We start from the raw sequence: 20149 nt of genomic DNA on the forward strand, positions 1-20149 counted from the left end.
TTGCTTTAGTCATTTAAATTGTAACGAAGTTTCATATGTTCAGAACCCATAGTTACCATGTCCCCGAGCAATTTTGTTTGTAATTCAAAAGCTGTTGTAGCTAATTTTTCATTAGCGTCTTCGAGGTATTTTTTAACTTTCTTTTGATTCTTAATATCGGCATCAGTGTCATTTTGAATTTTACGGTATGCACTCATAGCTTCTAGTTCATAGTCATTACGCATGTCAACGTAGAAGTCGTAATCAGTATCACCAAGTAGGGCAGTTGTACAACTCAACCAGTACATGTTATTAAGGTCAAATTTACCCGTAGCATTTTTATATGGAGCTGGTGTGTCTTTAACGTTGGCGTAGAAAGGAACCACAGTGTTAAAGGTATTAGCACCATAAGCTAGCCAATGGATACCGGCAATTTCAGTTGGAACGTTATTTCTAATTTGAAGAATGTGGACGTTGTGATTACGGTTGATACCGATTGGACGGAAAAGCTTCTTGTCAGCCTCGGAACCATTACCATAAACGTCATATTTAGTATTTTCAAAATGGGAACTCAAGACAAACTTAACATCTTCAATCGAAATTTTACGGTTAGCGTGGCAGATGAAAGGTAAATCTTGTTCCATTGGGTCTTCTGGTGTTTCATCAGGATTGAAGAATCTTTGGCCATACCAAGTACGTGGGTTGTTGTAAACAGTATCTTTGATAGATGAACTACCAAAAATATGTCTTAAATTGTACTTGTCGAAATCAGGATTCAAGCTATTTTGGTCAATCATGTCTTTTAAATCAGCTGAACAAAGAGTGTCATCTGAGTCAAAGTCAAAATTATCAATGTTCATACGATTAGGTGCAACCACATAAGCATCATCAGGAATACGAACGGCAGCCCAGTGGTGTCCACCAATTGTTTCTAGCCACCAAACTTCTTCGTTATCGGCAAATGAGATACCGTTTGGTTCGTAAGTACCATATTTTTCCAATAATGAACCAAGACGTTTAACACCGTCTCTTGCACTAGTTATATATGGAAGAACAACAGTAACAAGGTCTTCTTCACCAAGTCCACCTTCAACGAAAGGATCAAGTCCTAAAACACGTGAGTTAGTTGTAATTGTTTCAGTTGCGGACATAGCCACGTTTTTACTATTAATACCAGCAGCAGGCCAGATACCATTTGTCAAAATTGAGTTAGGCATTGATGTGTAGCGAAGTGGTGCGTCAGGTAAGTCAACTTTTACTTTACTGATTACTGAAGTATAAGTTTTTGGTTGGTCTTCAGGATTCACAACGACAAAGCGTTGAGGGTCAAGTGCCTCATGACCATCGTCGTTACGAGAAATAATTGTTGAACCATCGATTGAAGCCTTTTTACCGACTAAAATTGATGTACATGAACCTTTAATACGTTTTTCCATTTGATTAATTAGCTCCTTTTTCTGGTGTCATATCTAATCATTATAACTTTTCTAATTAGATTAGCCAAATTATAGATAAGAGATGCCGTACGGCCAGTGCCTATTTCTTTTCTCTGGAGACGGTATATTTGAATACACATTTTAATGTATTAGTTGATTTCTCAATAAATTTCAAAAAACTAATTGACCTAGACCACACTCTAAGTATTATTCTGTAGTCGTTGAGCAAAAAGAAAGGAATTTGATATTTATGAAACAACTGAATATAGGTAGTACAAATTGGAATGCATCAGCGGTTGCACTAGGAATTATGCGTATGGAAGCTTTATCAACTAAAGATGCTGCGAAAACACTTGAGGCTGCGGTCGACAGTGGTATTAACTTTATCGATTCAGCTGACATTTATGGCATGGGTAATTCTGAAAAAGTATTCGGTCAAGCTATGAAGGAAGCAAACATTTCTCGTGATGATGTTTATATTCAATCAAAAGGTGGTATCGTCTTTGACCCAGAGCGTAGTCATGGCAGTTTTGTTTTCGGAAAACGCTACGACTTCTCAAAGAAGCATATTGAAGATGCTGTTGATGGAATTTTGGAAAGAATGCAAATTGATTACTTGGACTCCTTCCTATTACACCGTCCTGATCCATTGATGGAACCAGCAGAAGTTGCTGAAGCTTTCGACGATTTACAAAAATCCGGTAAGGTTAGACACTTTGGTGTATCAAACTTTAATCCTGAACAATTTAAGTTGATTCAAGAATCAGTTGACCAAAGACTATTGATCAATCAATTACAATTCAGTATTGCCCACACAGGGATGATTGATTTTGGTATGCACACAAATATGACTGATGCTCGTTCAATCAATCATGATGGTGGACTATTAGAATTCTCAAGACGTATGGGTACGACGATTCAGGCTTGGTCACCATTCCAATATGGTATGTTTGAAGGAACATTTATTGGTAGTGATAAATTTCCAGAATTGAATAAGAAGTTACAAGAACTAGCTGATAAATATGGTGTAAGTAAGAATGCCATTGCAACAGCTTGGATCTTGAGACACCCAGCTGAAATTCAAGTTATTATCGGAACAATGAATCCAGATCACATTAAAGATAGTGCTGCTGGTTCAGATGTTGAGTTAACTAAACAAGAATGGTACGACGTCTACTTTGCAGCAGGAAATGATTTGCCATAAAAAGCGATGCTCTTTCACTAAAGGGTTGCAGTTAGACATGATATAATAGGTGATGTTATTTCAAAAGAAGACTTAGGAGATTTTGAAGCTAAGTCTTTTTTTGATGCTATATTAATGATAAATATGCATGATACAACTTGATTAAAACTGGAGGTCCACATGGTAGTAAGTAAATCAGAAAATAATTTGGTTGATTTAACGCAATCGGTTCATAAGCAGATGAACGAGTACAAATTTCAACAAATCAAGGCAGTCCTAGAGTTGTTGGATGAAGGTAATACGGTGCCATTTATTGCCCGTTATCGAAAAGAACGCACGGGGACTTTAGATGAAGTTGCTATTCGTGATATTGAAGATGAAGCACATCGTTTAATGAAATTAAATCAACGTCGTGATGATGTTATTAATTTGATTCAAGAACAAGGGAAACTAACACCTAAGTTAAAAAAGCAACTTGAAGAAGCTGTAGTATTACAACAAGTGGAAGATTTGTATTTGCCCTATAAACAAAAAAAGCAGACGAAAGCTAGTCTTGCTCGAGAAGCTGGATTGGAGCCTTTAGCAAATTGGTTATTAAGTTTTCCTGCAGGTAATTTAAATAACAAGGCGAATTCTTTCATCAATGAGAGTAAAAAACTACCTGATTTAGAGTCAGTTTGGGCTGGAGTTAATGAAATTTTGGCCGAAAAGTTTAGTGAAAATGCCAGCTTCCGTGAATGGATTCGAGGCTATACTTGGCAAAATGGTGAATTGACTAGCAAGGTAAAACGTGGTGCTAAGGAAAAAGATGAGGCTCAAACTTATGAGACGTATTATGATTTCCAACAATCATTGAAAAAAATCCCGCCATATCGAGTCTTAGCTATTAACCGTGGGGAACGTGAGAAAATATTAACGGTTGGTATTTCGGTTGATGCTGATAAAATTTTGAATTTTGGGAATTCTCGAACAATTGGCCGTCATCAAGGCCCAGCCGTAGAGAAAGTAAAAGCCGCCTTTGAAGATGCGTATAAACGATTTTTAGGTCCAGCTATCGCCAGAGAGATTCGTCGTAAATTATCGGATCAAGCAAATGAACACGCTATTAAAATTTTTGGAAATAACTTGTATCATCTTTTAATGATGTCACCATTGAAAGGCAAAGTTGTCATGGGCTTTGACCCCGCCTATCGAACCGGCTGTAAACTAGCAATTATCGATAAGAATGGACGATTTTTAACTAAACAAGTTATTTATCCTCACAAACCAGCTAGTAAAGAGAAACAAGAAGAAGCTAAAACTGAATTTAAAAAGTTACTAAAAGATTATCAAGTTGAAATGATTGCCATTGGGAATGGGACGGCTAGTCGAGAATCGGAAGAATTTGTCAGTGAGATTCTAAAAACATTAAAACGTCCTATTTATTATGTAATTGTTAATGAAGCAGGGGCCTCGGTTTATTCAGCCAGTGCCAATGCTCGTGCAGAATTTGGGGACCTTCATGTTGAAGAACGCTCGGCGATTAGTATTGGCCGTCGCTTACAAGATCCGTTGGCTGAATTGATCAAAGTTGATCCGAAAGCTATTGGTGTGGGTCAGTACCAACATGATGTGCCTGAAAAAGACTTAGATGAGCAATTAGATCGTGTGGTAGAAACAGCTGTAAATCAAGTAGGAGTTAATGTTAATACCGCTAGTCCAGAATTATTGACGCATATTTCTGGGTTGACCGCGACGACAGCCAAAAATATCGTGAAGTTTCGTAATGAGAAGGGTGCCTTTAATGATCGTGCATCCTTAAAACAAGTTCCCCGCTTAGGTCCTAAGGCCTATCAACAATCGGTTGGATTTCTAAGAATTATTTCTGGAGATGATCCGCTCGATAACACTGATATTCATCCGGAAAGTTATTCAGCTACACGAAAGTTGTTAAAAGATATTGGGATGTCTAGTGAATCGATTGGTACCACTGAACTTCATCAAAAATTAGTCCAGTTAGATAAAAACGAATGGGTTCAAAAATTAAATATTGGTGAGGCCACTCTGTCCGATATTATTGATGGATTAAGCAAACCAGGACGAGATCTTCGTGATAGCATGCCGGCACCATTGCTTCGCCAAGATGTCTTAACTATGGCTGACCTGAAGCCAGGGATGGAACTTCAAGGAACAGTCAGAAATGTGGTTGATTTTGGCGTATTTGTTGATATTGGAGTTAAACAAGATGGTTTAGTACACATTTCGCAGTTGGCAGATAAATATGTCAGTGATCCAAGTACAGTAGTAACAATTGGAGACATTGTGACGGTTTGGGTATTGAGTGTTGATGAAACTCGTAATCGTATCCAACTAACAATGCGTGGCAGTAAGGTTACTAATTAATTCGATAAAAGAGTTTTGCACGATTTGAAATTGAATACAAGAAAAAGACTAGATGTTTTTTCTGGATTTATTACACACCAAGAAAACATATCTAGCCTTTTTATATTCGATTACTCGTGGTGCTAGTTGATTTTTTGACCATGGATTTGAAGTCATTTTTGAAGTCAAAAGATTCAAAATGTACTCCATATCCTATCGTTCTTGTCGTTCATGTTAAAATAATACCTAAAATTATTTACTATTGATTCCAAACCAAATAATAAACTAGCCGGAAAGAGCAAGAAATTAGGTCCCCACAGCGACCTAATTTTCCTGCTCTTGGAGGTGGCATATTTAACCACCACCGCACGTATTCGATTCAATAATCAAAATTGATTTACCTAAATGAAGTTTATTTAGGCAAATCAATTTTAGCGGCTTTAATAGCTGACAAATATTTTTCTAGTAAAACGTTTCTAGCTTTAAATTGAGCGCCGGGTTTAGTGTAAGCAGTGACTTGGATGGTTAATGTACCATCGTTTTGATTGGAAAAGCCTAGGATAGTTGGACGTTTAGTTATTTGTAGTTCAGTTAAATCCAAATTCTGATTAATATCTTCAATAATCTTCGTAATTTCAGTAAATGGTGAATCGTTAAAAATTGGAATTTCCATTAACGCTTGCATATTATTACGTGATTTATTGCTGACGATGGTGATATTACGATTAGGAATATAGTTTAAAGTCCCATCGATACTTTGAATCTGGGTCGTCCGAATACCAACATAAGTTACCTGACCTTCAATCGCATTGATTTTAATCGTATCGCCCACACTAATTTGTTGTTCCAATAGAATGAAGAAACCGTTGACCATGTCGGAAACAAAACCTTGTGCACCAAGACCAATTGCCAAACTGAAGATTCCGGCCCCAGCAACTAGGGTTCCAACGGGAATACCAATTGCTGATAAAATGGCATAGATCCAAAAGAACATTAAGATATATTTGAAAACGTTGAGAACGACGGTATAAATTGTATCGAGTTTCTTAGGTGAAATAGATGCCTTAGTGCCGCGTAGTCCAGTTTTAAAAATATGACGAATAATTTTTTTGCCGATCCAATTGATTAATAGTAAGACGATGGTCAATAAGATTAATTGAAAAATAACACCGCCAATATGTGCTAAAACTGATTCCCAATCGACTTTGAGAAACATATCTTTTATTAGAGAGTTGAAACTTGCTGATAATTTCAAGATTGATAGTCCTTTCGAAAAAACTGTATGTTAAGTATAACAAAATAAAAAAGGGCTGTGACATAACTATCTTTGACTTAAACGTGCAACAAAACATAGCTTTTTCCGCTTAAAACAAACAACCCCAGCAATCCAAAATCGGATTACTGGGGCTGTTTGCCTTAATGCTCGAAAGCTGAACATGTTTTGTTTCACTATCTTTAAAATTAATTCATATAACTTCCGGGTACAAAATCTTCAACGGCGACGTAGAGTCTGTCAGATAAATCTTTATATAGTTCATGTTCACCTGATAGTAAAGTGAAGTTTAGATTGTCACAAGATTCAATCAACTTGATGGCAGCAGCGATTTTGAGATCATCATGTGAATAATCAATTTCGCTATTGCCAGTAATGGTAATGTCTAAAGTAGGTCCGTCTTGACCTAAAGTATATTCTTGGATGTGTTCTGTTATCAAATTATATCTCCCTCAAACTTCTCTGGAGGAATAAAATACAACATTTTCTATCGCATGACAATAGTTTTTGACGGATTGTAATTTTTTTAAAACCTGATATATTAATGGTAAAAATGAGGTGAAATGAATGGAAAAAACGAAGTTATCTTGGTACACAATGATTGTGACATTTTTGGCGGGTATTGGTAGTTTTGGATTAATAGCTTTGCTGGGATCGTCTATTGATAGTAATGGTATCTTGCATGAACCATTCTTTTTAAGTCCCATGGGCTATTTCTTCTTATTAATCAGTTTGATAAGTGGATTAATACATTTATATCAACGAAATCATTAAATTATTCCCTAATAGGTGTATCTTAGAAAGATAGTAAACAAAGGTTAAGAGGGATAATTGATGGCACTAATTTATATGAGAAAAGCTGAAGTTTCAGATATTGATGCGATTATGGAAATTATCAATGAAGCTAAGGCTCTTTTGAAAGCAGATGGCAGTCCTCAATGGCAAGATGGTCATCCTAATAAGGAAATGTTGTTGGCTGATATTGAACATGGCTTTGCTCGTGTTTTGATAGTTGATGGGAATGTTGCCGGCACAGCTACTTTGATGACAACGGCAGATCCTAATTATGCCAAAATCGAAGGCGCTTGGCATGATACAGTTGATACTTATGGAACAATTCATCGGATTGCTATTTCATCGCAATATCGTGGTATGAAATTGAGTAAGTTTTTCTTTTCCAATTTGATCAGTGACACATACGCTCAAGGAATTTATCATATGCGAATCGATACACATAAATTGAATCAAAGAATGCAACATTTGGTTAAAGAATTTGGCTTTGAATATACTGGTATCATCTATGTGCCAGATGCCATCGATGGTAAACGTTTGGCATATGAGTTAAATATGGTAAAGTAGTTTAACGTTAATATAGAAGGGAAACTAAAAATGACATACCCACAATTAGATTTAGAAAATGCTACAGGTAGTGTGGCAACAATCAAGACTAATCATGGAACAATTAAAATTCAATTGTTTGATGAACTAGTACCTAAGACTGTGAAAAACTTTATTGAGTTAGCTCAAAAGGGTTATTACAATGGGATTATTTTTCATCGTGTAATCCCTGACTTCATGATTCAAGGTGGCGATCCAACTGGAACTGGTATGGGTGGCGAAAGTATTTACGGTTCAAGCTTTGAAGATGAATTTACTGACCAATTGTTCAATTTAGATGGGGCACTTTCAATGGCAAATGCTGGTCCTAACACTAATGGTAGCCAATTCTTCATCGTTTCAAATCAAAATATGCCTAAGCGAATGATTAAAGAAATGGCAAATGCCGGTTATCCTCAAGAAATCGTTGCTGCTTATAAGAACGGTGGAACGCCATGGTTGGACCACAGACATACTGTTTTTGGTCAAGTAATTGATGGCATGGATGTTGTTCGTGAAATTGCTCGTGCTAAACGTGATGGCAATGATAAACCTAAAGAGGATATCGTAATGGAAAGTGTTGAAATTTCAGCTTAAACTGATTCAACGATTTCTCGATATGTTTCTTTAAAATAAGAATTCTTCAGAAAAACTAGATTGATGGGATGTTCCACGTGGAATCCCGTTAGGTCTAGTTTTTTTAATTGTTCGGATTTAAGTTCGTCTGCAACTAATGATTGATACATGAAGCTAATCCCAGAACCTTGCTTGAGCAATTCGACAATAGCGGAGGGACTAGCAATTTCAATAACGTTCTTAAAATCAGTAATTCGGTAATTTTGAGTTGCTAACCAATTTTCAAAAATATTTCGGCTGCCGGAACCCGGTTCTCTCAATAAAAGAGTCTGATTAAATAAGTCTTCAATTGAATTTCCACCGATACTGTTGTGAGTGACACAGATAAAACTTTCTTTTTGAACGAAGAACGAATCGAATTCTTCTTTATCAAAGTTTCCTTCTATTAAACCGAAATCTACTTTTCCATCACGGATATTTTGGAGAATATGTTGAGTATTGTTAATTTTCGTTGTGACGACATTAGCACGTGTAGAAAGTTGTTGAATAAATTTCGGTAGAATGGTTGAACTGAGTGAGAGTGTACAACCCATTTTTAAATGTTCGGTTCCTGTTTTAAGTGAACTGATAACCTTTTGGCTTTCCAAACTGGTTTGTTTAGCAAAATTAGCTAGCTTGAAGCCAGCAGTAGTCAAGGTGATGCGATTATGTTCATGGATAATTAGTGGAAATTTAAGTTCGCTTTCTAACGAAGCTATTTGTTGTGAAACGGCTGGTTGTGTAATAAATAGTTGTTTGGCTGTTTGAGTGAATGATTGTGTTTCCGCTAAGCTGATCAAAGTTTGATAACGTTTATCGAGCATGAAAATCCTCCTTATAAGTAATACTTATAATACAGAAATAAATACTAATTTTTACTTATGTGTCTCCTATATTATCATCTAATTCATGGAGGAGATTAGTATGTATACAAGACTTTTTGAAAAGAGTTTCTATTATGCTTTAGGGATGACCTTGTTTTGCTCAATTGTTGGTAGCTGGTTAGGGGGATTGCCATACCTAACAATTATTGGTGCTTTGGTTATTTCGTTAATATTAGGGATGATGTTTCAACTTTATCGTCCTGCAATTGTGAGTGCTGAGATGGGAATTGGATTCATATCCAACAAATTTTTACGTTTAGGAATTATCCTCTTAGGGTTCAAGCTCAATTTGATTGACCTAGCTCATGCTGGAGTTAAAACGATTTTGTTAGCAATGGTAATTGTCAGTGGAGTTATTTTCTTAACTTACAACATTGCCCGCAAGTTAGGTGTCAGCAAAAGGTTGGCTATTTTGACAGCCAGTGGCACTGGTATTTGTGGTGCGGCAGCCGTGATGGGGATTTCGCCACAAATTAAAGTTTCCAAGTCCGAAGAGACGGCTAAACATAATGATGAAGTATTAGCAGTGGCAATTGTTGCCATCTTAGGAACGGTCTTTACGTTGATAGAAATTGCAATTAAACCATTGTTACATATGTCGGCAACACAATTTGGTGTTATGGCTGGTGGTTCATTACATGAAATTGCCCATGCGATTGCAACTGGTGGCGCAGGCGGATCAATAAGCTTAAGTGCAGCTATCATCACAAAACTATCACGCGTGTTGTTGTTGGCCCCCGCAGCTTTAGTGATTGGTATCTGGTATCAACATCAAGATAAGTCTGGTGATGGGGAGAAAGGAAAACTACCTATTCCTTGGTTTATGGCAGGATTCTTATTAGCAAGTGTCATTGGGACATTTGTTCCTATGCCAAGCAATGCTTTAGCTTGGTTAGTTAAGCTAGCATATATTGTCTTGGGGATGGCAATGGCAGCTTTAGGGATGAGCGTTAATTTCAAGGTATTTTTGAGTAGTGGTAAAAGAGCAGTTATTGCGGCATTATCATCATCAGTTGTCCTATTGATCTTTACTATTATTGCCAGTAAAACATTCTTTTAAAATAAACGTCTATTACCGTAAGGGTTGATAGATGTTTTTTTAATACGTTTACAAATAGGACTTCCATTAGTTAGAAAACGTGATATAGTAGTAAGCAATAAAGTTGTATTAATAATTATGAGAGATTTGTTTTGGGCTGATTAATAGGAAGAAACTTGTTAATGATTAAATTGTGTAAAACAAATTGAAAAAAATCATAAAAAGTACTTGCATCGATACATCTTTAACGGTAATATATATCTTGTTGTTGCGACAGAGCAACGGCGTCAACGGTTTGAAGCTTTATCGCTTCTCCAAACGCCATTAATTATTTTAAAAAAGTTCTTGACTTGGTCTTGTAACTTCGATATGATAATTAAGTTGTCTGTTGAGATAACTTCTAACAAATCATCATTTCATTGATAATTTGTTAGAAAAATTATTTTAAAAAGTTCTTGACATTCATTTGTCAGCTTGATAAAATAATTAAGTCGCTGATGAGCGTAAGCGCTTAATCAGCTGGTAGACCTTTGAAAACTGAACAAAGTTTTAACACTAAATTGTGTAGGCCAACATTTATTTGTTGGATTTACAACGAAGTCAATTCGCTAGTATAATTTTTTATGAGTCACAAACTTTTAATATGAGAGTTTGATCCTGGCTCAGGACGAACGCTGGCGGCATGCCTAATACATGCAAGTCGAACGAACTCTGCTGATGATTGAAGCTTGCTTCATGAATCAGTTTTGAGTGAGTGGCGGACGGGTGAGTAACACGTGGGTAACCTGCCCAAAAGTGGGGGATAACATTTGGAAACAAGTGCTAATACCGCATAACAACTACTTTCACATGATCGTAGCTTGAAAGATGGCTCTGCTATCGCTTTTGGATGGACCCGCGGCGTATTAGCTAGTTGGTGAGGTAATAGCTCACCAAGGCAATGATACGTAGCCGACCTGAGAGGGTAATCGGCCACATTGGGACTGAGACACGGCCCAAACTCCTACGGGAGGCAGCAGTAGGGAATCTTCCACAATGGGCGAAAGCCTGATGGAGCAATGCCGCGTGAGTGAAGAAGGTTTTCGGATCGTAAAACTCTGTTGTTGAAGAAGAACATGCGTGAGAGTAACTGTTCACGTACTGACGGTATTCAACCAGAAAGCCACGGCTAACTACGTGCCAGCAGCCGCGGTAATACGTAGGTGGCAAGCGTTGTCCGGATTTATTGGGCGTAAAGAGAATGTAGGCGGTTTATTAAGTTTGAAGTGAAAGCCCTCGGCTCAACCGAGGAAGTGCTTCGAAAACTGGTAAACTTGAGTGCAGAAGAGGAAAGTGGAACTCCATGTGTAGCGGTGGAATGCGTAGATATATGGAAGAACACCAGTGGCGAAGGCGGCTTTCTGGTCTGTAACTGACGCTGAGATTCGAAAGCATGGGTAGCAAACAGGATTAGATACCCTGGTAGTCCATGCCGTAAACGATGAGTGCTAAGTGTTGGAGGGTTTCCGCCCTTCAGTGCTGCAGCTAACGCATTAAGCACTCCGCCTGGGGAGTACGACCGCAAGGTTGAAACTCAAAGGAATTGACGGGGGCCCGCACAAGCGGTGGAGCATGTGGTTTAATTCGAAGCAACGCGAAGAACCTTACCAGGTCTTGACATACCATGAAAAGCTTAGAGATAAGTCTTTCCCTTCGGGGACATGGATACAGGTGGTGCATGGTTGTCGTCAGCTCGTGTCGTGAGATGTTGGGTTAAGTCCCGCAACGAGCGCAACCCTTATTATCAGTTGCCAGCATTCAGTTGGGCACTCTGGTGAGACTGCCGGTGACAAACCGGAGGAAGGTGGGGACGACGTCAAATCATCATGCCCCTTATGACCTGGGCTACACACGTGCTACAATGGTCGGTACAACGTGTTGCGAACTCGCGAGGGCAAGCAAATCACTTAAAACCGATCTCAGTTCGGATTGTAGGCTGCAACTCGCCTACATGAAGCTGGAATCGCTAGTAATCGCGGATCAGCATGCCGCGGTGAATACGTTCCCGGGCCTTGTACACACCGCCCGTCACACCATGAGAGTTTGTAACACCCAAAGCCGGTGGGGTAACCCTTCGGGGAGCTAACCGTCTAAGGTGGGACAAATGATTAGGGTGAAGTCGTAACAAGGTAGCCGTAGGAGAACCTGCGGCTGGATCACCTCCTTTCTAAGGATATGATGCTTATGCATCAACGGAAATACACAATTGTTAAAACTTTGTTTAGTTTTGAGGGGTCTACCCTCAAAAAACTCGTACCTTGAAAACTGGATATTAAGAATTAATGAATTAAAGAAACACCGAAAACTGCGCGATAAAAATGATTAATTTCATATTTTGTCAAGATTAAGTTATAAAGGGCGCACGGTGGATGCCTAGACACTAGGAGCCGATGAAGGACGTAACTAACGACGATACGCCTCGGGGAGCTGTAAGTAAGCTTTGATCCGGGGATTTCCGAATGGGGGAACCCAAATATCGTAATGGATATTTACTTGTTTGTGAATACATAGCAATCAAGAGGTACACGCAATGAACTGAAACATCTAAGTAGTTGCAGGAAGAGAAAGAAAATTCGATTCCCTGAGTAGCGGCGAGCGAAACGGGAATAGCCCAAACTAAAGAGCTTGCTCTTTAGGGTTGTAGGACTGATGTTGTGAGAACAAAAGGTGACGATAGTTGAACAAGCTGGAAAGCTTGGCCAAAGAGAGTGAAAGCCTCGTAAACGAAATCTGACCCACTCCATTCAGTATCCTGAGTACGGCGGAACACGAGAAACTCCGTCGGAATCTGGGAGGACCATCTCCCAAGGCTAAATACTCCCTAGTGATCGATAGTGAACCAGTACCGTGAGGGAAAGGTGAAAAGTACCCCGGAAGGGGAGTGAAATAGATCCTGAAACCGTGTGCCTACAAGTAGTCAGAGCCCGTTAATGGGTGATGGCGTGCCTTTTGTAGAATGAACCGGCGAGTTACGTTAACATGCAAGGTTAAGATGAAAAGTCGGAGCCGTAGCGAAAGCAAGTCTGAATAGGGCGATCTAGTATGTTGATGTAGACCCGAAACCAAGTGACCTACCCATGACCAGGTTGAAGATGCGGTAAAACGCATTGGAGGACCGAACCCGTGTATGTTGAAAAATGCTGGGATGAGTTGTGGGTAGCGGTGAAATTCCAAACGAACTTGGAGATAGCTGGTTCTCTCCGAAATAGCTTTAGGGTTAGCCTCGGGGATTAGGATTATGGAGGTAGAGCACTGTTTGGACTAGGGGCCCGTCTTGGGTTACTGAATTCAGATAAACTCCGAATACCATCAATCTATACCCGGGAGTCAGACGATGAGTGATAAGATCCACCGTCGAAAGGGAAACAGCCCAGATCACCAGTTAAGGTCCCAAAATTCATGCTAAGTGGAAAAGGATGTGGAAACGCATAGACAACTAGGATGTTGGCTTAGAAGCAGCCATTCATTCAAAGAGTGCGTAATAGCTCACTAGTCGAGTGATTCTGCGCCGAAAATGTACCGGGGCTAAGCATGATACCGAAACTGTGGATGTGTCGTAAGACACGTGGTAGGAGAGCGTTGTAAGAGCATTGAAGCTGTACCGTGAGGAGCAGTGGAGTTCTTAGAAGTGAGAATGCCGGTATGAGTAACGAAAGACCAGTGAGAATCTGGTCGGCCGAAAGACTAAGGTTTCCTGGGGAAGGCTCGTCCTCCCAGGGTTAGTCGGGGCCTAAGATGAGACCGAGAGGTGTAATCGATGGATAACAGGTTGATATTCCTGTACTAGTTTATTTTGTTTGAACGATGGAAGGACGCAGGAGGATGATGTGTGCGCGCTGATGGATATGCGCGTCCAAGCAGTAAGTCTTGATAAGAGTCAAATGCTTTTATCTCTAAGGACAAGCTGTGATGGGGAGTGAAATTTTAGTAGCGAAGCACAGTAACTCACACTGCCGAGAAAAGTTTCTAGTTAGAAATAAACTACCCGTACCGCAAACCGACACAGGTAGTCGAGGAGAGTATCCTAAGGTCAGCGAGTGAACTCTCGTTAAGGAACTCGGCAAAATGACCCCGTAACTTCGGGAGAAGGGGTGCTGGTGTAACAGCCAGCCGCAGTGAATAGGCCCAAACAACTGTTTATCAAAAACACAGGTCTATGCTAAATCGTAAGATGACGTATATGGGCTGACGCCTGCCCGGTGCTGGAAGGTTAAGAGGATCAGTTAGCTTTTGCGAAGCTGAGAATTGAAGCCCCAGTAAACGGCGGCCGTAACTATAACGGTCCTAAGGTAGCGAAATTCCTTGTCGGGTAAGTTCCGACCCGCACGAAAGGCGTAATGATTTGGGCACTGTCTCAACGAGAGACTCGGTGAAATTATAATACCCGTGAAGATGCGGGTTACCCGCGACAGGACGGAAAGACCCCATGGAGCTTTACTGTAGCTTGATATTGAGTTTTTGTGTGACATGTACAGGATAGGTAGGAGCCGTTGATTTCGGAACGCTAGTTTCGAAGGAGGCATTGGTGGGATACTACCCTTGTTATATGAAAACTCTAACCCACGCCGCTCAGCGCGGTGGGGGACAGTGTCTGGTGGGCAGTTTGACTGGGGCGGTCGCCTCCTAAAATGTAACGGAGGCGCTCAAAGGTTCGCTCAGAATGGTTGGAAATCATTCGCAGAGTGTAAACGTACAAGCGAGCTTGACTGCGAGACTGACAAGTCGAGCAGGGACGAAAGTCGGAGTTAGTGATCCGGTGGTACCATATGGAAGGGCCATCGCTCAACGGATAAAAGCTACCCTGGGGATAACAGGCTTATCTCCCCCAAGAGTTCACATCGACGGGGAGGTTTGGCACCTCGATGTCGGCTCATCGCATCCTGGGGCTGTAGTCGGTCCCAAGGGTTGGGCTGTTCGCCCATTAAAGCGGTACGCGAGCTGGGTTCAGAACGTCGTGAGACAGTTCGGTCCCTATCCGTCGCGGGCGTAGGAAATTTGAGAGGAGCTGTCCTTAGTACGAGAGGACCGGGATGGACATACCTCTGGTGTACCAGTTGTGCCGCCAGGCGCATCGCTGGGTAGCTACGTATGGACGGGATAAACGCTGAAAGCATCTAAGTGTGAAGCCCCCCTCGAGATGAGATTTCCCATTCCGTTAAGGAAGTAAGATCCGTTAGAGAATATGACGTAGATAGGCTGCGGGTGGAAGTGTAGCGATACATGGAGCTGAGCAGTACTAATAGATCGAGGACTTAATCGAGTAAGAGTTTACAGCAGTTTGAAGTGATTCAAGATTTAATTCATTAACTTAATATCTAGTTTTGAAGGTACGAGCGAAAATAGTGTGGTGGCGATAGTGAGAAGGATACACCTGTTCCCATGCCGAACACAGAAGTTAAGCTTCTCCGCGCCGAAAGTAGTTGGTGGGAAACTACCCGCGAGGATAGGGAGTTGCCACGCTAATGATAAGGGATTGACGGAAGTCAGTTCCTTTTTTCGTATCTAAAAGAAGTAGTCTTTGGAGATCAGGAAGGGTTCGAACCCCCTACTCTCCGTCAATCAAAGAGCCGTTTATGCCCCTACCGGGATCATAAACGGCTCTTTTTGTGCCAAAAAGACAATAAAAAGTTTATAATATTCAGTTATTAAATCCTTTTTAGGTTGGATATTAAAATGATTAAAATTAGACAAGCGACAGAGAATGATGCGTCAGAATTATTAGATATTTATGCTCCATACGTCACTGATACAACAATTACTTTTGAAGATGTTATTCCTACAATAGAAGACTTTAAGCAACGGATACGGGATATTTCTGCAAAATTTCCATACTTAGTTGCAATCGATGAGAATAATAAAATTTTAGGTTATGCTTATGCCCATTCCTATAAACTTAGGGCAGCTTATGAATGGACTGTTGAGGTTAGTATTTATATTGACCAAAATTATAAGGGACATGGCTTAGGAACTAAGTTATATCAGCATTTAGAACGAGTGTTAAAGCAACAAGGAGTCGTCAATTTGATGGCCTGTATCACCCAAGAGAATGCTGCCAGTATTAGATTTCACAAAAAGCTTGGTTATCAAGAAGCTGGAGTTTTCCACAAAGTTGGTTTTAAATTTAATCGTTGGTTGGACATAACTTGGATGGAAAAATCGTTGAATCCACATGTGGAAAAGATGCAAAAACTAATTCCATATAAATAAGACTAAAATATTTGACTTAGAGTTACCTCTAAGGTTTATGATTCTTTCATAGTGAAGGGAGCATTTTTATGACAAAATTAACTGATACATTTGATATTTATAATGGTGTAAAAATTCCTAAAGTAGCATTTGGTACTTGGCAAATTCCTGCTAATCAAGCAAGAAAAGCTGTGAATGATGCGATTGAAACTGGCTACAGACATATTGATACAGCTCTTGTTTATGGTAATGAAGTTGAAGTCGGTCAAGGTATCAAGGATTCTGGAGTTAAGCGTGAGAACTTATTTGTAACTTCTAAATTGCCTGCTGAAACTAAATCCTACAAGGGTGCACTAGCAGATTTTGAGACAACCATGAAGAACTTGGATCTCGATTATTTGGATCTTTATTTGGTTCATGCTCCATGGCCATGGGGTGAAATTGGTGCTAACTATGACAAGGAAAACCTTGAAGTATGGCGCGCTATGGAAGAAATTTATAAATCTGGTCGCGTAAAAGCTGTTGGTGTTTCAAACTTTAATGTACATGATCTTCAAAATGTTATGAAGACAGCTACTATTAAACCAATGGTTGACCAAATTCAATACTACATTGGTTTCACGGAACCTAAGATTACTGAATTTGCCAAAAAGAATGATATTTTGGTTGAGGCATATTCACCACTTGCTACTGGTGGATTGATTAATAATAAGGATGTTTTGAAGATTGCTGAGAAATACAATGTCAGCGTGCCACAACTAGCTATTCAATTTGTTATTCAAAATGGTGTCTTGCCTTTACCTAAGGCTGTTCATAAGGAACATATCGTTGCTAATACTAAGTTAGACTTTGAAATTAGTGCTGAAGATATGAAGATGTTGAATACTATGCCTGATACAGCACCATCACATTTCCACAATCCTACACAAGGATAATTTAATAAGACTTGTAATTCCGTCCTTGGAATTGCAGGTCTTTTTTGTATAAAAAATTTTATGGTTAATATTAGACAGGTTAACATATATCATGCTAATATATGGATATACTAATGATAACGATTAGATTTTAGATAAAGGAGAGAACTATGAAATTAAAAAACGATAACTTAATGAAGCTTTTAACATCCGATTTGGAACCAAAAATCAGCATTATCTTACCGATTCATCCGGAAACTCCTCAGGCAGAAACCAACTTGTTAGCCTACAAAAATCTTCTAAAAGATGTCAAAAAAGATTTAGAACTAAATTATCCACGTCGGGAATGGAATAATGCAGCTAAAAATTTAGAATCCTTAATTCTTGACCGAAATTTATGGAACAGTGCCAAAAAAGCTTTATTGATTTTTGCCAACAATGAACAGATGGAAATCTGTAAGATGGAACATACAGTTTTAGCGAAAGAACATGTTGGTAATACTTTCTTGATTCAAGATCTCTTACTCCCTGAAGAAAACATTAAGAGACCAGATTACTTGCTTAATATAAGTCGTGACCGCATCCACGTCTTTGATATTAATAGTTTGAAGGAGGTTGAATTAGAGGGACTTCACACCCGCTTTTCAGATTACTATTCTGATTTTGACGCCAACTCCAATTTGAATTCCGGTTCATATGGTGGCATGACTGCAAATTATCATGGTCACCGAACAAAGTCAGAAGAGCAGCAAAAGGATCAAAAAATTTACTATCAATATTTAGATAACGAATTAGCAAAACTTCACCGAGCACATGGTTATACATTTGTTCTAGCAGGCTTACCAGAGACATTAGATGTTTATTTAAACACCTATGAACATAGTCCTTATATCGGCGGCATTATGCGTGGGTCCGTTAGTAACTTGTCGCATGCTGAATTGTCGGAAAGAGTTAATGATTACTTTGCCTTTGAGAGAGTTGCTGAAGTTGAACAAGTTAAAAATGATGTTCAAGCAGCAGACCGGAAGAACCGTGTTATTAATGACTTGAGTATTATCGATTCTGCTTTAAACAATCGGGATGTTAAATCGTTAGTTTCGTTTAATGATGGTAGTTCATATTCAGTTGAACACAATAAATTACTGATAAAATCCTTGATCAATAAAATCAATTGTCGCGTTTTATATACACCTGGCGACAATAGTTATCCTAGTATGAACGCAATTTTGTATTAGTTTGACTAGCGATGGAGCACACCATCCTTGTGATATCACAGCTTGTGGTATTGCTAAATTCCTTGAAAATAAGGAAAAAGCAGCTTTGGAGAATGAGCTATGAAACTTGGTTTAGAGCCTAATGAAAGTGAGACGAAACATGGTCAGCTTTCGAGTATTAAGGCAAATGACTCCAGTAATCCACTTTTGGATTGCTGGGGTTATTTGTTTTGAGGTGAAAGAGCTATGGTTGATCCCAAATTTATTTTTTTGCGTTCAGTTCAGCAAGATTTTTTAGAAAGAGTTAGGATAGAAGAGGTAACAGAGAGGTAAAAAAATCGGAGGTAGAGTAAATGGCAAATGTATTGATTATTGGTGCAACGAGTTTAATGGGACAAACTGCAGCGAAATTCTTTTTGGACAAAACTGATGATAATATTACTTTGATGGCACGGTACACTGATCTTTTAACAATTGATGAAAAGCGCGAACGTGTATTTCAAGGAGACATTATTGATGAGAATATTTTGGATGATGCGATGAAGGGTATCGATGTGGTAATTGTTTCACTCGATAGTAATGAGGAACGCTTGATCCAAAAGATTATTGATGCGATGGATAAGTATGGTGTAAAACGTTTCTTATTCTTAACATCAATGGGACTTTGCAACGAAGTACCAGTAACAAATGGTGCATCAGGTAATTTAACTGATGAAAAGATATTAGCACCATATAAGCAAGTAGTTGGTGTAATTGAGGCTTCTGATTTAAATTACACAATTATACGTCCTACTTGGTTAGATGATGGTAAAGATGTTGATAACTATGAGGTTATTGCTAGCGGTAAACAGGCAGAAACCGACGAAGTTTCTCGTGGTAGTGTGGCTGACTTAATTGTTCGTTTGGCACATAATGATAAATTAGGTGCTCACGATAGTTTAGCTATTAGTCGTAAAGCTTAAATTTTTAAAAGAGTTGAAAAAACAAATAAACTCCGCAATCTCAATGGATTACGGAGTTTATTTGTTTTTTAGTTTTTAGGTTTATTTTCTCTTAAGACACGAGCAGGATTTCCGACAACAATCACATTGTCAGGGAATGAATGTGTTACAACAGATCCGGCACCAACGACGACGTTATTTCCTAAAGTAACGCCAGGAAGGATACTTGCACCGCCACCGACCCAAACATCGTTACCAATTGTAATTGGAGCAACAGTTTCGGCCTCAGTTCTACGAACCGATGGGTCTAAGGGATGTTGTGGAGTGTAGAGACCGACTTTTGGGCCGAACTTTACATCATTACCGATAGTGATTTTACCTTCGTCACAGATCATTACATCGTGGTTAGCATAGAAATGGTTACCAATAGTTATGTTGACTCCGTAACTAAAGTAAATCGTTGGTTCAACAAAGAATCTATCGCCGACTGATTTCATCAAACTTTTGATCTTGCTGTTACGTTCGTCATTGTTGGCGATTCGGTTGTATTCCATTAATTTAACCCGAACGTCATCACGTAAAGCAGCCAAGTCTTTTGACTCTAGGTATAACTCCCCATTGATCATTTGCTGGTACGATGAATCTTCTTCAATATTCATTTGTAATTAATCTCTCCTCAAAATAGACATGTATTAAGCATAGCACAAT

General features: G+C 39.2%; 15 protein-coding genes and 3 rRNA genes. 13 read left to right on the plus strand and 5 right to left on the minus strand.

All coding sequences use genetic code 11. From position 1 onward, the window contains the following. Positions 1-5 precede the first annotated feature (5 nt). Positions 6-1415, minus strand: coding sequence for a C69 family dipeptidase (locus tag D1B17_RS01230; protein WP_120143601.1), 1410 nt, complete (start codon positions 1413-1415; stop codon positions 6-8). A gap of 250 nt (positions 1416-1665) precedes the next feature. Here D1B17_RS01230 and D1B17_RS01235 point away from each other — a divergent pair, with 250 nt between their 5' ends. After that, complete coding sequence (locus tag D1B17_RS01235; protein WP_120143599.1) at positions 1666-2619, plus strand: aldo/keto reductase; 954 nt, start codon at positions 1666-1668, stop codon at positions 2617-2619. Between the two features lie 159 nt (positions 2620-2778). Continuing rightward, a complete protein-coding gene (locus tag D1B17_RS01240; RefSeq protein WP_120143596.1) occupies positions 2779-4980 on the plus strand; it encodes a Tex family protein in 2202 nt (733 codons plus the stop codon). Positions 4981-5371: 391 nt separating this feature from the next. On the opposite strand, the gene D1B17_RS01245 is transcribed toward D1B17_RS01240, so the two are convergent. Next, positions 5372-6175 (minus strand): mechanosensitive ion channel family protein, encoded by an 804-nt coding sequence (locus D1B17_RS01245; protein WP_120144328.1) that lies wholly within the window; start codon positions 6173-6175, stop codon positions 5372-5374. A gap of 245 nt (positions 6176-6420) precedes the next feature. Continuing rightward, positions 6421-6672, minus strand: a complete 252-nt coding sequence (locus D1B17_RS01250) for a hypothetical protein (protein WP_120143594.1) — start codon at positions 6670-6672, stop codon at positions 6421-6423. A gap of 127 nt (positions 6673-6799) precedes the next feature. On the opposite strand from D1B17_RS01250, the gene D1B17_RS01255 reads away from it, so the two are divergent. The 3 genes from D1B17_RS01255 to D1B17_RS01265 are packed head-to-tail and all read left to right on the plus strand — an operon-like array spanning position 6800 to position 8206. Beyond that, the gene (locus tag D1B17_RS01255; protein ID WP_120143592.1) at positions 6800-7006 is read left to right on the plus strand and encodes a DUF3955 domain-containing protein; all 207 of its coding nucleotides are present in this window, start codon (positions 6800-6802) and stop codon (positions 7004-7006) included. A gap of 60 nt (positions 7007-7066) precedes the next feature. Then, complete coding sequence (locus D1B17_RS01260; RefSeq protein ID WP_120143590.1) at positions 7067-7591, plus strand: GNAT family N-acetyltransferase; 525 nt, start codon at positions 7067-7069, stop codon at positions 7589-7591. Between the two features lie 30 nt (positions 7592-7621). Next, on the plus strand, positions 7622-8206 hold the full coding sequence (locus D1B17_RS01265; RefSeq protein ID WP_120143587.1) for a peptidylprolyl isomerase: 585 nt from the start codon (positions 7622-7624) through the stop codon (positions 8204-8206). On the opposite strand, the gene D1B17_RS01270 is transcribed toward D1B17_RS01265, so the two are convergent. Continuing rightward, on the minus strand, positions 8203-9048 hold the full coding sequence (locus tag D1B17_RS01270; protein WP_120143585.1) for a LysR family transcriptional regulator: 846 nt from the start codon (positions 9046-9048) through the stop codon (positions 8203-8205). The two genes, D1B17_RS01265 and D1B17_RS01270, sit on opposite strands and share 4 nt — an antisense overlap. Before the next feature lie 100 nt (positions 9049-9148). Here D1B17_RS01270 and D1B17_RS01275 point away from each other — a divergent pair, with 100 nt between their 5' ends. The 8 genes from D1B17_RS01275 (at position 9149) to D1B17_RS01310 (ending at position 19462) form a co-directional block, all read left to right on the plus strand. Then, entirely contained in the window at positions 9149-10168 is a 1020-nt protein-coding gene (locus tag D1B17_RS01275; RefSeq protein WP_120143583.1) for a YeiH family protein, read from the plus strand. Between the two features lie 618 nt (positions 10169-10786). Then, positions 10787-12353 (plus strand): 16S ribosomal RNA (locus D1B17_RS01280). Between the two features lie 175 nt (positions 12354-12528). Beyond that, positions 12529-15446, plus strand: a 23S ribosomal RNA gene (locus D1B17_RS01285). An 83-nt stretch (positions 15447-15529) separates the two neighbouring features. After that, a 5S ribosomal RNA gene (gene rrf, locus D1B17_RS01290) occupies positions 15530-15646 on the plus strand. The 16S, 23S and 5S rRNA genes sit together here, the layout of an rRNA operon. 213 nt (positions 15647-15859) lie before the next feature. Continuing rightward, positions 15860-16393 (plus strand): GNAT family N-acetyltransferase, encoded by a 534-nt coding sequence (locus D1B17_RS01295; protein WP_205880151.1) that lies wholly within the window; start codon positions 15860-15862, stop codon positions 16391-16393. 68 nt (positions 16394-16461) lie between these two features. Continuing rightward, complete coding sequence (locus D1B17_RS01300; protein ID WP_120143580.1) at positions 16462-17307, plus strand: aldo/keto reductase; 846 nt, start codon at positions 16462-16464, stop codon at positions 17305-17307. Between the two features lie 149 nt (positions 17308-17456). Further along, the gene (locus D1B17_RS01305) at positions 17457-18521 is read left to right on the plus strand and encodes a baeRF8 domain-containing protein (protein ID WP_120143578.1); all 1065 of its coding nucleotides are present in this window, start codon (positions 17457-17459) and stop codon (positions 18519-18521) included. Between the two features lie 332 nt (positions 18522-18853). Beyond that, positions 18854-19462, plus strand: a complete 609-nt coding sequence (locus D1B17_RS01310; protein ID WP_120143575.1) for an NAD(P)H-binding protein — start codon at positions 18854-18856, stop codon at positions 19460-19462. A 68-nt stretch (positions 19463-19530) separates the two neighbouring features. Here D1B17_RS01310 and D1B17_RS01315 read toward each other — a convergent pair whose 3' ends face one another. After that, positions 19531-20100, minus strand: a complete 570-nt coding sequence (locus D1B17_RS01315; RefSeq protein WP_120143573.1) for a sugar O-acetyltransferase — start codon at positions 20098-20100, stop codon at positions 19531-19533. Positions 20101-20149 lie beyond the last annotated feature (49 nt).

Origin of the sequence: Companilactobacillus zhachilii (genome assembly GCF_003606365.2) — a bacterium.
Classification (GTDB): domain Bacteria; phylum Bacillota; class Bacilli; order Lactobacillales; family Lactobacillaceae; genus Companilactobacillus; species Companilactobacillus zhachilii.

What these genes read in the sequence shown, in the direction of transcription:
- D1B17_RS01230 (WP_120143601.1), bottom strand. Translation starts at nt 1,415, where the DNA reads ATGGAAAAACGTATTAAAGGTTCATGTACATCAATTTTAGTCGGTAAA.
- D1B17_RS01235 (WP_120143599.1), top strand. Translation starts at nt 1,666, where the DNA reads ATGAAACAACTGAATATAGGTAGTACAAATTGGAATGCATCAGCGGTT.
- D1B17_RS01240 (WP_120143596.1), top strand. Translation starts at nt 2,779, where the DNA reads ATGGTAGTAAGTAAATCAGAAAATAATTTGGTTGATTTAACGCAATCG.
- D1B17_RS01245 (WP_120144328.1), bottom strand. Translation starts at nt 6,175, where the DNA reads ATGTTTCTCAAAGTCGATTGGGAATCAGTTTTAGCACATATTGGCGGT.
- D1B17_RS01255 (WP_120143592.1), top strand. Translation starts at nt 6,800, where the DNA reads ATGGAAAAAACGAAGTTATCTTGGTACACAATGATTGTGACATTTTTG.
- D1B17_RS01260 (WP_120143590.1), top strand. Translation starts at nt 7,067, where the DNA reads ATGGCACTAATTTATATGAGAAAAGCTGAAGTTTCAGATATTGATGCG.
- D1B17_RS01265 (WP_120143587.1), top strand. Translation starts at nt 7,622, where the DNA reads ATGACATACCCACAATTAGATTTAGAAAATGCTACAGGTAGTGTGGCA.
- D1B17_RS01270 (WP_120143585.1), bottom strand. Translation starts at nt 9,048, where the DNA reads ATGCTCGATAAACGTTATCAAACTTTGATCAGCTTAGCGGAAACACAA.
- D1B17_RS01275 (WP_120143583.1), top strand. Translation starts at nt 9,149, where the DNA reads ATGTATACAAGACTTTTTGAAAAGAGTTTCTATTATGCTTTAGGGATG.
- D1B17_RS01295 (WP_205880151.1), top strand. Translation starts at nt 15,860, where the DNA reads ATGATTAAAATTAGACAAGCGACAGAGAATGATGCGTCAGAATTATTA.
- D1B17_RS01300 (WP_120143580.1), top strand. Translation starts at nt 16,462, where the DNA reads ATGACAAAATTAACTGATACATTTGATATTTATAATGGTGTAAAAATT.
- D1B17_RS01305 (WP_120143578.1), top strand. Translation starts at nt 17,457, where the DNA reads ATGAAATTAAAAAACGATAACTTAATGAAGCTTTTAACATCCGATTTG.
- D1B17_RS01310 (WP_120143575.1), top strand. Translation starts at nt 18,854, where the DNA reads ATGGCAAATGTATTGATTATTGGTGCAACGAGTTTAATGGGACAAACT.
- D1B17_RS01315 (WP_120143573.1), bottom strand. Translation starts at nt 20,100, where the DNA reads ATGAATATTGAAGAAGATTCATCGTACCAGCAAATGATCAATGGGGAG.